Here is a 13,532-nt window from a genome sequence, read left to right as displayed (position 1 = left end):
CCGGTCCTCTGACTGGAGACGCAATGAAAGCTCTGCTCGACCTCTTTAAGCAAGTAACGCAAGAAGAAGAGTTTGATGCGATTAAAATCGGCATCGCTTCCCCCGACAAGATCCGTTCCTGGTCTTATGGTGAAGTCAAGAAGCCGGAAACCATCAACTACCGTACCTTCAAACCGGAACGCGACGGCTTGTTCTGCGCTCGTATTTTCGGGCCGGTTAAGGATTACGAGTGCCTGTGCGGCAAGTACAAACGCCTCAAGCATCGTGGAGTCATCTGCGAGAAATGCGGCGTGGAAGTTACCCTGTCCAAAGTGCGTCGCGAGCGCATGGGTCACATCGAACTGGCTAGCCCGACCGCGCACATCTGGTTCCTGAAGAGCCTGCCGTCCCGCCTGGGCATGGTGCTCGACATGACCCTGCGCGATATCGAACGCGTGCTGTATTTCGAAGCGTTCGTCGTGACCGATCCGGGCATGACGCCGCTGCAGTACCGCCAGCTGCTGACCGAAGAGGACTTCCTGGACAAGGAAGACCAGTACGGTGAAGAGTTCGTCGCCATGATGGGCGCCGAAGCGGTGAAGGAGCTGCTGCGCAAGCTGGATCTGGACAGCGAGATCGAAACGCTGCGTCGCGAGCTGGAATCCACCAGTTCCGACACCAAGATCAAGAAGATTGCCAAGCGCCTCAAAGTACTGGAAGCCTTCCAACGTTCGGGCATGAAGCCGGAGTGGATGATTCTGGAAGTGCTGCCGGTGCTGCCGCCGGAACTGCGTCCGCTGGTGCCGCTGGATGGCGGTCGCTTCGCGACTTCCGACCTAAACGATCTGTACCGTCGCGTCATCAACCGCAACAACCGCCTGAAGCGTCTGTTGGAATTGCGCGCGCCGGACATCATCGTCCGCAACGAAAAGCGCATGCTGCAGGAATCGGTTGATTCGCTGCTGGATAACGGTCGTCGCGGCAAGGCCATGACCGGCGCCAACAAACGTCCGTTGAAGTCGCTGGCTGACATGATCAAGGGTAAGGGCGGTCGCTTCCGTCAAAACCTGCTGGGTAAGCGTGTGGACTACTCCGGTCGTTCCGTGATTACCGTGGGCCCGACCCTGCGTCTGCATCAGTGCGGTTTGCCGAAGAAGATGGCGCTGGAACTGTTCAAGCCTTTCATCTTCCACAAGCTGGAAGTGATGGGCCTGGCCTCCACCATCAAGGCCGCCAAGAAGCTGGTTGAACAAGAAGTGCCGGAAGTGTGGGACATCCTCGAAGACGTCATCCGCGAACATCCGGTACTGCTGAACCGTGCGCCGACCCTGCACCGTCTGGGTATCCAGGCGTTCGAACCGGTGCTGATCGAAGGCAAGGCAATCCAGCTGCACCCGCTGGTTTGCGCGGCGTTCAACGCCGACTTCGACGGTGACCAGATGGCCGTACACGTGCCGCTGAGCCTGGAAGCGCAAATGGAAGCCCGCACGCTGATGCTGGCCACCAACAATGTGCTGTCTCCGGCCAACGGCGAACCGATCATCGTACCGTCCCAGGATATCGTGCTGGGTCTGTACTACATGACTCGCGACAAGGTGAACGGCAAGGGCGAAGGCATGGTGTTTGCCGACACCAAGGAAGTGCATCGCGCTTACGAAACCCGTCAAGTCGAGTTGGCCACCCGTATTACTGTGCGTCTGCGCGAGTGGGAAAAGGACGAGCAAGGCGAATTCCAGCCGGTGATCAAGCGTTACGACACCACGGTTGGCCGCGCCATCCTGTCCGATATCCTGCCGAAGGGCCTGCCGTTCGAGCACATCAACAAGGCGCTGAAGAAGAAGGAAATCTCCAAGCTGATCAACGCCTCGTTCCGTCGTTGCGGCATTCGCGATACCGTCATCTTCGCTGACCAGCTGATGTACACCGGTTTCGGCTACTCCACCCGCGGTGGTATTTCCATCTGCGTGGACGACATGCAGATTCCGGCCAAGAAGGTCGAGCTCCTCTCCGAAGCCAACAAGGAGGTCAAGGAGATTGAAGAGCAGTACCGTCAAGGTCTGGTCACCCAGGGCGAACGCTACAACAAGGTAGTGGACATCTGGGGCCGTACCGGCGACAAGATCGCCAAGGCGATGATGGACGAGCTGTCCAAGCAAAAGGTGCTGGACCGCGACGGCAAGGAAGTCGATCAGGAGTCCTTCAACTCCATTTACATGATGGCCGACTCCGGCGCACGGGGTTCCGCAGCGCAGATCAAGCAGCTGGCCGGCATGCGGGGTCTGATGGCCAAGCCTGACGGTTCCATTATCGAAACGCCGATTACCGCGAACTTCCGTGAAGGTCTGACCGTACTCCAGTACTTCATTTCGACCCACGGTGCGCGTAAGGGTCTGGCGGATACCGCCTTGAAGACTGCCAACTCCGGTTACCTGACTCGCCGTCTGGTGGACGTGACCCAGGACCTGGTAGTGATCGAGGACGATTGCGGCACCACCAACGGCTTCACCATGAAGGCTGTGCTGCAAGGCGGCGACGTTATCGAAGCCCTGCGCGATCGTATTCTCGGCCGCGTAGCAGCCATCGATGTGGTTGATCCGTCCAGCGGCGAAACCGTGATCGAAGCCGGCTCCCTGCTTGACGAGCATATGGTTGACGTCATCGACAGCCTCGGCATCGACGAAGTCAAGGTTCGCACCGCCATCACTTGCGACACGCGCTATGGCCTGTGCGCTAAGTGCTACGGTCGCGACCTGGCGCGCGGCAAACGCGTGAACGCCGGCGAAGCCGTTGGCGTGATCGCCGCTCAGTCCATTGGTGAGCCGGGTACCCAGCTGACCATGCGTACCTTCCACATCGGTGGTGCAGCTTCGCGTAACGCTGCCGCCAGCCAGGTGGAAGGCAAGTCCAACGGTACCGTGCGCTTCTCCAGCCAGATGCGTTATGTAGCCAACACCAAGGGCGAGCTGATCGTGATCACCCGCTCCGGTGAAGTGGTCATCCATGACGATATGGGTCGCGAGCGCGAGCGTCACAAAGTACCGTACGGCGCCACCCTGATGGTGACCGATGGCCTGCAGATCAAGGCTGGCACCGTTTTGGCCACCTGGGATCCGCACACCCGTCCGATCATCACCGAGTACGCCGGCCGCGTGAAATTTGAAAACGTGGAAGAGGGCACTACGGTTGCCAAGCAGACCGACGAAGTGACGGGTCTGTCCACGCTGGTGGTTATCGATCCGAAGCGCCGCGCCGGTTCGCAGTCCAAGATGCTGCGTCCGTTGGTGAAGCTGCTGGACGAAAACGGCAACGAAGTGAAGCTGGCTGGTTCGGAGGCTTCCGTTTCCATCACCTTCCAAGTGGGTGCCATCATTACCGTGCGCGATGGTCAGGAAGTGGGCAAGGGTGAAGTGCTGGCCCGTATCCCGCAAGAATCCTCCAAGACTCGCGACATTACCGGTGGTCTGCCGCGCGTGGCCGAGCTGTTTGAAGCCCGCTCGCCGAAGGATGCCGGCATGTTGGCCGAAGTGACTGGTACTGTATCGTTCGGTAAGGACACCAAGGGCAAGCAGCGCCTGATCATTACCGATCTGGAAGGCAGCGCCTACGAGAACCTGATTCCGAAGGACAAGCACGTACTGGTGCACGATGGTCAGGTTGTGAACCGAGGCGAATTGATCGTCGACGGACCGGTGGACCCGCACGACATCCTGCGCCTGCAAGGTATCGAAGCGTTGGCTCGCTACATCGTTCAGGAAGTGCAGGAAGTGTACCGTCTGCAAGGCGTGAAGATTAACGACAAGCATATCGAGGTGATCATTCGCCAGATGCTGCGTCGCGTCATCATCGTCGACAGCGGCGACACCGAATTCATCCAGGGCGAGCAGGTTGAACGCGCCGATGTGCTGGAAATGAACGACAAGATGGTTGCCGAAGAGAAGGAATGCGCTCAGTACGAAAACGTACTGCTGGGTATCACCAAGGCTTCGCTGTCCACCGACTCCTTCATCTCCGCGGCTTCCTTCCAGGAAACTACTCGCGTACTGACCGAAGCCGCCATCATGGGCAAGAAGGATGATCTGCGCGGTCTGAAGGAAAACGTGATCGTTGGTCGTCTGATCCCGGCGGGTACCGGTCTGGCGTACCACCGCAGCCGTCGCCGTCAAAGTCTTGGCCTGGATGCCGGCAGCGGTCTCGTTGACGAGAGTGTTGCCGACGAGGTTGAAAGCCACAGCTGATCGATCCTGAAGCCGGGCTAAAGCCCGGTTGTGGAAAAAACGCTGCCTCATCAATGGTTAACATTGGTGCGGCAGCGTTTTTCGTTTGACGAAAAAGCATTGACTAAAATATAATCCTCCGTCTTTCTGGAGGCGTGTTGTCTCTGGGAATGATTCAACTAGGAACTGATAGTAATGCCAACCATCAACCAACTCGTTCGCAAGGGCCGCGTCGCCATTACGGCGAACAGCAAGGTGCCTGCGCTGGAAGCCTGCCCGCAGAAGCGTGGCGTGTGCACCCGTGTTTACACCACCACCCCGAAGAAGCCGAACTCGGCTCTGCGTAAGGTGTGCAAGGTTCGTTTGACCAACGGTTTCGAAGTGATTTCGTACATCGGCGGTGAAGGCCACAACCTGCAAGAGCACTCCGTGGTGCTGATTCGCGGCGGTCGTGTAAAAGACCTCCCGGGTGTGCGTTACCACACCGTGCGCGGTTCCCTTGACACTGCAGGTGTTAAAGACCGTAAGCAAGCCCGTTCCAAGTACGGTGCCAAGCGTCCTAAGTAATTGGGATGTTCTCGAGGCGGCTTGAGGTCGTCGAGTAAGTGACCGCTTTGTTGGGTGGTCATGAGCCTAAGCTCAACTGAATATGTAAGGAAGTAACATGCCAAGACGCAGAGAAGTCCCCAAGCGCGAAATTCTGCCGGATCCGAAGTTCGGTTCCCAGGATCTGTCCAAGTTCATGAACGTCGTGATGATCGACGGCAAAAAAGCCGTTGCAGAACGCATCATCTACGGCGCATTGGCCCAGATCGAAAAGAAGACTGGCAAGAGCGCACTGGAAGTGTTCAACGCAGCACTGTCCAATGCCAAGCCGGTTGTAGAAGTGAAAAGCCGCCGTGTCGGTGGCGCCAACTATCAAGTTCCTGTTGAAGTTCGCCCGTCCCGTCGTATGGCTCTGGCCATGCGCTGGCTGCGCGATGCTGCGCGCAAGCGTGGCGAAAAGTCCATGGATCTCCGTCTTGCCGGCGAGCTGATCGACGCGTCCGAAGGTCGCGGCGGCGCCATGAAGAAGCGTGACGAAGTGCATCGCATGGCAGAAGCCAACAAGGCCTTCTCGCACTTCCGCTTCTAAGCGCAGCATCCACTCATTAAGGTGTAGACCGTGGCTAGAAAAACCCCTATCGAGCGCTACCGTAATATCGGTATCTCCGCTCACATTGACGCCGGTAAGACCACAACTACCGAGCGTATCCTGTTTTACACCGGTGTTAATCACAAGATCGGTGAAGTGCATGATGGCGCCGCCACCATGGACTGGATGGAGCAGGAGCAGGAGCGTGGCATCACCATTACCTCTGCTGCTACCACCACCTTCTGGAAGGGTATGGGGATGCAGTTCCCCGAGCACCGCTTCAACATCATCGACACCCCGGGTCACGTGGACTTTACCATTGAGGTAGAGCGTTCCATGCGTGTTCTGGACGGCGCTGTGATGGTGTACTGCGCGGTGGGCGGTGTTCAGCCCCAGTCCGAAACCGTTTGGCGTCAGGCCAACAAGTACCATGTTCCGCGTATCGCGTTCGTGAACAAGATGGACCGTCAAGGTGCCAACTTCTTCCGCGCCGTGGAACAGGTTAAGACCCGCCTGCGCGGCAATCCGGTTCCCATCGTTGTGCCGATCGGCGCTGAAGACGGTTTCACCGGTGTTGTCGACCTGCTCAAAATGAAGGCCATTATTTGGGATGAAGCTTCCCAAGGCATGAAGTTCGAGTACGGCGATATCCCGGCTGATCTGGTTTCCGTCGCTGAAGAGTGGCGTGAAAAGATGGTTGAAGCCGCTGCCGAAGTCAGCGACGAGATGATGGATAAGTACTTGGGCGGCGACATGCTGACCGAAGAAGAAATCATCGCTGGTCTGCGCGAACGTACCCTGAAGTGCGAAATCCAGCCGATGCTGTGCGGCTCCGCCTTCAAGAACAAGGGTGTGCAGCGCATGCTGGATGCCGTGATCGAGCTGCTGCCGTCGCCGACCGAAGTGCCGGCGATCAAGGGCGAGGTTGATGGTGTTGAAGCTGAGCGTCACGCTTCCGACGAAGAGCCGTTCTCTGCTCTGGCGTTCAAGCTGATGAATGACCCGTATGTGGGTCAGCTGACCTTCTTCCGCGTCTACTCCGGCGTGGTTCAGTCCGGCGATACCGTGCTGAACTCTGTCAAGGGCAAGAAAGAACGTATCGGTCGTATCGTGCAAATGCACGCCAACGAACGCAAAGAGATCGAAGAAGTGCGTGCTGGCGACATCGCTGCCGCCATCGGTCTGAAGGAAGTCACCACTGGTGAAACCCTGTGTTCCGTTGACTCCCCGATCATTCTGGAACGCATGGAGTTCCCGGATCCGGTAATCCACGTTGCTGTAGAGCCGAAGACCAAGGCTGACCAGGAGAAGATGGGCGTCGCCCTGAATCGTCTGGCCAAGGAAGACCCGTCTTTCCGCGTTCGCACCGACGAAGAGTCCGGCCAGACCATCATCTCCGGTATGGGCGAGCTGCACCTGGAAATTCTGGTTGACCGCATGCGTCGCGAATTCGGCGTTGAAGCCAACGTTGGCGCTCCGCAAGTGGCTTACCGCGAAACCATCACCAAGACTGTTACCGACGTGCAAGGTAAGCATGCCAAGCAGTCCGGTGGTAAGGGTCAGTACGGCGATTGTACGATTACTCTGGAACCGTCTGGCGAAGGCCAGGGTTACAAGTTCATCGACGAGATCAAGGGTGGTGTGATTCCTCGCGAATTCATCCCTTCCGTCGACAAGGGTATCCGCAACTCGCTGAATAACGGTATTTTGGCTGGTTTCCCGGTGGTTGACGTTACTGTGCGCCTGACCTTCGGTTCCTACCATGACGTTGACTCGTCCCAGATCGCGTTTGAACTGGCTGGTTCCATCGCCTTCAAGGAAGCCATGCGCCGCGCTGGTCCGTGCATCCTCGAGCCGATGATGGCCGTGGAAGTGGAAACGCCGGAAGAGTACATGGGCGATGTGATGGGTGACCTGAACCGTCGCCGCGGCATCGTTCAGGGTATGGACGATGACGGTATTGGTGGCAAGAAGATCAAGGCCGAGGTACCGCTGGCCGAGATGTTCGGTTACTCCACCGATTTGCGCTCCGCCACTCAGGGTCGTGCTACGTACTCCATGGAGTTCAAGCACTACTCTGAAGCGCCGAAGCATGTTGCCGACGCTGTAATGGCTGCCCGTAAGTAATTGCGCGCTGAGGTTGGCCGAAGACGGTCTTCGGCCAACTTTCTGATCATTTGTTCTTTAATTAAGGATTTTTGCAAAATGGCAAAAGAAAAGTTTGAGCGGACCAAACCGCACGTAAACGTCGGCACCATCGGTCACGTTGACCATGGTAAGACCACCCTGACCGCTGCTATCACCACCATTCTGTCCAAGAAGTTCGGTGGCGAAGCCAAGGACTACTCCCAGATCGACAGCGCGCCGGAAGAAAAGGCACGTGGTATTACCATTAATACCGCTCACGTAGAATACGAAACCGAAACCCGCCACTACGCTCACGTAGATTGCCCGGGTCACGCCGACTACGTTAAGAACATGATTACCGGTGCTGCCCAGATGGACGGCGCTATTCTGGTGTGCTCCGCAGCTGACGGCCCGATGCCGCAAACTCGCGAACACATCCTGCTGTCCCGTCAGGTTGGCGTGCCGTACATCATCGTTTACCTGAACAAGGCTGACTTGGTTGACGACGCTGAGCTGCTGGAACTGGTTGAAATGGAAGTGCGCGATCTGCTGTCTTCCTACGACTTCCCGGGCGACGACACCCCGATCGTGACTGGCTCCGCTCGTCTGGCGCTGGAAGGCGACCAGTCCGAAATGGGCGAGCCGTCCATCTTCCGTCTGGCTGATGCTCTGGATTCCTACATCCCGACGCCGGAACGCGCCATCGACAAGCCGTTCCTGCTGCCGATCGAAGACGTATTCTCCATCTCCGGTCGCGGCACCGTGGTTACCGGTCGTGTAGAGCGCGGCATCGTGAAGGTTGGTGAAGAACTGGAAATCGTGGGCCTGAAGGCGACTGCGAAGACCACCTGCACCGGCGTTGAAATGTTCCGCAAGCTGCTGGATCAAGGTCAGGCTGGCGACAACGTTGGCGTGCTGCTGCGTGGTACCAAGCGTGAAGACGTTGAGCGTGGTCAGGTTCTGTCCAAGCCGGGTTCCATCACCCCGCACACCAAGTTCAATGCTTCCGTGTACGTGCTGAGCAAGGAAGAAGGCGGTCGTCACACTCCGTTCTTCGCTAACTACCGTCCGCAGTTCTACTTCCGTACGACTGACGTGACTGGTGCTATTTCCCTGGCTGAAGGCGTGGAAATGGTAATGCCTGGCGATAACGTGGAAATCACTGTTGAACTGATCGCTCCGATCGCCATGGAAGAAGGTCTGCGTTTCGCCATCCGTGAAGGTGGTCGTACCGTAGGCGCCGGCGTTGTAGCCAAGATCATCGCCTAAGCGGAGCCGTTATCATGCAAAGCCAGAAAATCCGCATCCGTCTGAAGGCATTTGACTACAACCTGATCGACCGTTCCGCTCAGGAAATCGTGGAAACCGCCAAGCGCACTGGCGCTGTGGTCAAGGGCCCGGTTCCGCTGCCCACCAAGATCGAACGTTTCAACGTTCTGCGTTCGCCGCACGTGAACAAGACTTCCCGCGATCAGCTGGAAATCCGTACTCACCTGCGTCTGATGGACATCGTTGATCCGACCGATAAGACCGTTGATGCGCTGATGAAGCTGGATCTCCCGGCTGGCGTGGATGTGGAAATCAAGCTGCAGTAACGACATGAGATTGGCATGATGCAAGCTAAGTGCTTGCGATTGCTGAATTTCTTGTGATACATTAGCGGACTCGCAATTTTGCGAGTCCGCTTTTGTTATTTAGGCCGGTCAATCGTAATCGGCACCTGCAAAAGGATATAAACATGAGTTTAGGTCTTGTCGGTCGCAAAGTCGGCATGACCCGCATTTTTGCCGAAGATGGTGTTTCCATCCCGGTAACTGTGCTGGACATGTCCGCCAACCGCGTCACGCAAATCAAAACCGCTGAAACCGACGGCTATACCGCCGTTCAGGTTGCCTTCGGTTCCCGCAAAGCTTCCCATGTGAACAAGGCTGCTGCCGGTCACTTTGCCAAGGCAGGCGTTGAAGCCGGCGTTGGTCTGGCCGAGTTCGCTCTGTCCGCTGAAGCTCTGTCGAGCCTGAAGGCTGGTGACGCCATCTCCGTAGAAATCTTCCAAGTGGGTCAACTGGTCGACGTGACCGGTACCTCCAAGGGTAAGGGTTTCTCTGGTGTGATCAAGCGCCACAACTTCTCTTCCAACCGTGCTTCCCACGGTAACTCCCGTTCGCACAATACGCCGGGTTCCATTGGTCAGGCACAAGATCCGGGTCGTATTTTCCCGGGTAAGCGCATGGCTGGTCAGTACGGCAACACCCGCAGCACCATTCAGTGCCTGGAAGTTGTCCGTGTTGATGCCGAGCGTCAACTGCTTCTGGTCAAGGGTGCCGTTCCGGGCGCCAAGAATGGCGACGTCGTCGTGCGTCCCAGCGTGAAGGCAGGTGCGTAATGGAATTGAAAGTCATCAATAGCCAAGGTCAGGCAATCGAAAGCCTGAAGGCGTCCGAAGCCCTGTTCGGCCGTGAATACAACGAAGCTCTGGTTCATCAGGTTGTGACCGCGTTCCTCGCGAATGCTCGCAGCGGCAATCGCGCTCAGTTGACTCGTGCTGAGGTTAATCACTCCACCAAGAAGCCGTTCCGTCAAAAGGGTACAGGTAACGCCCGTGCCGGTATGACTTCTACCCCGAACCGTCGTGGTGGTGGTCGTGCATTCCCGAACAGCCCGGACGAGAATTTCTCTCAGAAGGTTAACCGTAAGATGTTCCGCGCCGGCATGGCGGCCATCTTCTCGCAATTGGTTCGCGATGAGCGTCTGATTGTGGTTGACTCTCTGTCCGTTGCGACTCCGAAAACCAAGGAGTTCGCTGGCGTGGTTAAGTCCATGGGTCTGGAGCAGGCTCTGTTCATCACCCGTGAACTGGACGAGAACCTCTATCTGTCTTCGCGCAACCTGCCGAACGTGCTGGTGATCGAAGCTCGTCAGGCTGATCCGTATAGCCTGCTGCGCTTCAAGAAGATCGTCATCACTCGTGACGCCGTGCAGCAACTGGAGGAGCAGTGGGCATGAATCAAGAACGTCTGTTGCAAGTAATTCTGGCTCCGGTTGTTTCCGAAAAGAGCACCATGGTTGCTGAAAAGGCTCAGCAAGTGGTGTTCCGCGTCGCTACCGATGCCACCAAGCCGGAAATCAAGGCTGCAGTTGAAATGCTGTTCAATGTAAAAGTTGAAGGCGTGTCGACTGTGAACGTCAAAGGCAAGGTCAAGCGCTTCGGTCGTACCACTGGCCGTCGCAAAGACTGGAAAAAGGCTTATGTGAGCCTGGTTCAGGGTCAGGAAATCGATCTGACCGCCACCCCGGCCGCTGCGGAGTAAGGAGATAGAGCATGCCTATCGTTAAAGTAAAACCGACTTCCGCGGGTCGTCGTGCAGTCGTCAAGGTTGTAAACCCGGATCTGCACAAGGGTGCCCCGCACGCCGCTCTGGTGGAAAAGAAAACCGCCACTGCCGGTCGCAACAACAATGGTCGCATCACTACCCGTCACATGGGTGGCGGCCATAAAAAGCACTATCGCATCATCGACTTCCGTCGCAACAAGGATGGTATCCCGGCCAAGGTTGAGCGTATCGAATACGATCCGAACCGTACCGCGCATATCGCACTGTTGTGCTACGCCGACGGCGAGCGTCGCTACATCATCGCTCCGCGCGGTGTGAAGGCTGGCGCTGTGCTGCTGTCCGGTGCTGAAGCTCCGATCAAGGCTGGTAATGCTCTGCCTATCCGCAACATCCCGGTAGGTACAACTATCCACTGCGTAGAACTGCAGCCCGGTAAGGGCGCCCAGATGGTTCGTTCCGCTGGTGCTTCCGCCATGCTGCTGGCTCGTGAAGGCGCTTACGCTCAGCTTCGTCTGCGTTCCGGCGAAATTCGCCTGGTGCATGTTGATTGCCGTGCGACTGTTGGTGAAGTGGGTAACGAAGAACACTCCCTGCGCAAGCTGGGCAAGGCTGGTGCAACTCGCTGGCGCGGTGTTCGTCCGACCGTTCGCGGTGTCGCCATGAACCCGATCGACCACCCGCACGGTGGTGGTGAAGGCCGTACTGGCGAAGGCCGTGTGCCGGTTAGCCCGTGGGGTACTCCGACTAAGGGTTACCGTACCCGCCGCAACAAGCGTACTGACAATATGATCGTACGCCGTCGCTATTCTACTAAAGGGTAATTGACAATGGCACGTTCGCAGAAAAAAGGCCCGTTCGTTGATCTGCACCTTCTGAAGAAGGTCGACGCGGCCCGTGCATCCAATGACAAGCGTCCGATCAAGACCTGGTCGCGTCGTTCGACGGTCCTGCCGGACTTCATTGGTATGACTATCGCGGTTCACAACGGTCGCACCCATGTGCCTGTTTATGTATCCGAAAATATGGTCGGCCATAAACTGGGCGAATTTTCCCTGACTCGTACCTTCAAAGGCCATGCTGCCGATAAGAAGGCCAAGAAGCGATAAGGTGAAGCGATGAGAGTATCTGCAAATCTGAAAAGCGTCCGCTTGTCGGCTCAAAAATGCCGCCTCGTGGCCGATCTGATCCGCGGTCAATCCGTTGGTCAGGCTCTGAATATCCTGGCCTTCTCCCCGAAGAAGGGCGCGGTAATCGTGAAGAAAGTGCTGGAATCTGCCATTGCTAACGCTGAGCACAATGAAGGCGCTGACATCGACACCCTGCGTGTTACCAGCATCTTCGTTGACAAAGGCGCTAGTCTGAAGCGTTTCACTGCCCGTGCAAAGGGTCGTGGCAATCGCATCGAAAAGCAGACCTGCCACATCTCGTTGACCGTTGGCAATTAAGGGGTAAGAAATGGGTCAGAAGATTCATCCGACGGGTTTCCGTCTTGCCGTTAACAAGAACTGGTCTTCCAAGTGGTTCGCCAACAGCAAGAACTTCTCTGAAATGCTGATGCAGGACATTGAGGTTCGTGAATACCTGAAGAAGCGTTTGGGTCATGCTGCTGTGGGTCGCGTCATCATTGAGCGCCCGGCCAAGTCCGCACGCATCACCATTCACAGCGCCCGCCCGGGTGTTGTGATTGGTAAAAAAGGCGAAGACATCGAACTGCTGAAGCGCGAGCTGCAAAGCCGCCTCGGTGTGCCGGTTCATGTGAACATCGAAGAAGTTCGCAAGCCTGAGCTTGACGCTCAAATCATCGCCGATGGCATCGCTTCCCAGCTGGAGAAGCGTGTGATGTTCCGTCGCGCCATGAAGCGCGCCATGCAAAACGCTATGCGCATGGGCGCTCAGGGCATCAAGATCATGTCCTCCGGCCGTCTGAATGGTATCGATATCGCTCGTAGCGAGTGGTACCGCGAAGGCCGCGTGCCGCTGCACACCCTGCGTGCCGACGTTGATTACGCCACTTCCGAAGCCAAGACCACTTACGGCATCATTGGCATCAAAGTGTGGGTGTACAAGGGTGAGCTGAAGCCGGGTCAAGTGCAGCCGGCTCCGGTGGCGACCGAGAAGAAATCCAGAAAGGGTGCTCGCAATGCTGCAGCCAACTAGACTCAAGTACCGTAAACAGCACAAAGGCCGCAACACTGGTATTGCCACCCGTGGCAACAAGGTGAGCTTTGGTGATTTCGGTCTGAAGGCAATTGGTCGTGGCCGTCTGACTGCTCGTCAGATCGAAGCTGCACGTCGCGCTATGACTCGCCACATCAAACGTGGCGGCCGCATCTGGATCCGTATCTTCCCGGACAAGCCGATCACTTCCAAGCCCGCCGAAGTGCGTATGGGTGGGGGTAAGGGCTCTCCGGAATACTATGTGGCTGAAATCCAGCCTGGCAAAATGCTGTACGAAATGGACGGCGTATCCGAAGAGCTCGCTCGCGAAGCTTTCCGTCTGGCCGCAGCCAAGTTGCCGATCGCCACTGTGTTTGTAACTAGACAGGTAGGTCAGTAATGAAAGCGTCCGAACTGAAAGCCAAAACTGTTGACGAGCTGAAGGCGGAACTGCTTAGCCTCTTGAAGGCTCAGTTTGCGCTGCGCATGCAGCACGCTACTCAGCAACTCGCCAAGACCTCTGAACTGAAGAAAGTACGTCGCGACATCGCTCGTGTTCGTACCGTTCTGAAAGAAAAGGCAGTTTAA

At 56.9% G+C, this 13,532-nt stretch carries 15 protein-coding genes; all 15 read left to right on the top strand.

The window, feature by feature from the left end; genetic code table 11:
- Positions 1 to 23 precede the first annotated feature (23 nt).
- Positions 24 to 4,214 (top strand): DNA-directed RNA polymerase subunit beta', encoded by a 4,191-nt coding sequence (gene rpoC / locus Q0P52_RS00315; protein ID WP_293813623.1) that lies wholly within the window; start codon positions 24 to 26, stop codon positions 4,212 to 4,214.
- A gap of 174 nt (positions 4,215 to 4,388) precedes the next feature.
- The gene (gene rpsL / locus Q0P52_RS00310; RefSeq protein ID WP_293813622.1) at positions 4,389 to 4,760 is read left to right on the top strand and encodes a 30S ribosomal protein S12; all 372 of its coding nucleotides are present in this window, start codon (positions 4,389 to 4,391) and stop codon (positions 4,758 to 4,760) included.
- A gap of 97 nt (positions 4,761 to 4,857) precedes the next feature.
- Entirely contained in the window at positions 4,858 to 5,328 is a 471-nt protein-coding gene (rpsG, locus tag Q0P52_RS00305) for a 30S ribosomal protein S7 (RefSeq protein ID WP_293813621.1), read from the top strand.
- Between the two features lie 30 nt (positions 5,329 to 5,358).
- Positions 5,359 to 7,455, top strand: coding sequence for an elongation factor G (gene fusA, locus Q0P52_RS00300; protein ID WP_293813620.1), 2,097 nt, complete (start codon positions 5,359 to 5,361; stop codon positions 7,453 to 7,455).
- Positions 7,456 to 7,533: 78 nt separating this feature from the next.
- A complete protein-coding gene (gene tuf / locus Q0P52_RS00295; protein WP_293766083.1) occupies positions 7,534 to 8,724 on the top strand; it encodes an elongation factor Tu in 1,191 nt (396 codons plus the stop codon).
- Between the two features lie 14 nt (positions 8,725 to 8,738).
- Entirely contained in the window at positions 8,739 to 9,050 is a 312-nt protein-coding gene (rpsJ, locus tag Q0P52_RS00290; protein ID WP_017507377.1) for a 30S ribosomal protein S10, read from the top strand.
- A gap of 143 nt (positions 9,051 to 9,193) precedes the next feature.
- Positions 9,194 to 9,838 (top strand): 50S ribosomal protein L3, encoded by a 645-nt coding sequence (rplC, locus tag Q0P52_RS00285; protein WP_293813619.1) that lies wholly within the window; start codon positions 9,194 to 9,196, stop codon positions 9,836 to 9,838.
- Positions 9,838 to 10,458, top strand: coding sequence for a 50S ribosomal protein L4 (rplD, locus tag Q0P52_RS00280; RefSeq protein WP_293813618.1), 621 nt, complete (start codon positions 9,838 to 9,840; stop codon positions 10,456 to 10,458). Before rplC ends, rplD begins: the two co-directional genes overlap by 1 nt.
- Positions 10,455 to 10,763 (top strand): 50S ribosomal protein L23, encoded by a 309-nt coding sequence (gene rplW, locus Q0P52_RS00275; protein WP_293813617.1) that lies wholly within the window; start codon positions 10,455 to 10,457, stop codon positions 10,761 to 10,763. Before rplD ends, rplW begins: the two co-directional genes overlap by 4 nt.
- Positions 10,764 to 10,774: 11 nt before the next feature.
- Positions 10,775 to 11,608, top strand: coding sequence for a 50S ribosomal protein L2 (gene rplB / locus Q0P52_RS00270; RefSeq protein WP_293813616.1), 834 nt, complete (start codon positions 10,775 to 10,777; stop codon positions 11,606 to 11,608).
- Positions 11,609 to 11,614: 6 nt separating this feature from the next.
- A complete protein-coding gene (gene rpsS / locus Q0P52_RS00265; protein WP_293813615.1) occupies positions 11,615 to 11,893 on the top strand; it encodes a 30S ribosomal protein S19 in 279 nt (92 codons plus the stop codon).
- 9 nt (positions 11,894 to 11,902) lie between these two features.
- Positions 11,903 to 12,232, top strand: a complete 330-nt coding sequence (gene rplV, locus Q0P52_RS00260) for a 50S ribosomal protein L22 (protein ID WP_045846869.1) — start codon at positions 11,903 to 11,905, stop codon at positions 12,230 to 12,232.
- Between the two features lie 10 nt (positions 12,233 to 12,242).
- Positions 12,243 to 12,944 (top strand): 30S ribosomal protein S3, encoded by a 702-nt coding sequence (gene rpsC, locus Q0P52_RS00255; protein ID WP_293813614.1) that lies wholly within the window; start codon positions 12,243 to 12,245, stop codon positions 12,942 to 12,944.
- Positions 12,928 to 13,344, top strand: a complete 417-nt coding sequence (gene rplP, locus Q0P52_RS00250) for a 50S ribosomal protein L16 (RefSeq protein ID WP_293813613.1) — start codon at positions 12,928 to 12,930, stop codon at positions 13,342 to 13,344. The genes rpsC and rplP overlap by 17 nt, the downstream gene beginning before the upstream one ends.
- Entirely contained in the window at positions 13,344 to 13,532 is a 189-nt protein-coding gene (gene rpmC, locus Q0P52_RS00245; protein ID WP_011137725.1) for a 50S ribosomal protein L29, read from the top strand. Before rplP ends, rpmC begins: the two co-directional genes overlap by 1 nt.

The organism is uncultured Aquitalea sp. (genome assembly GCF_945957525.1).
Lineage (GTDB): Bacteria > Pseudomonadota > Gammaproteobacteria > Burkholderiales > Chromobacteriaceae > Aquitalea.
The sequence above is the reverse complement of the archived record's forward strand: the minus strand, read 5'-3'. Positions and strand labels throughout refer to the sequence as shown.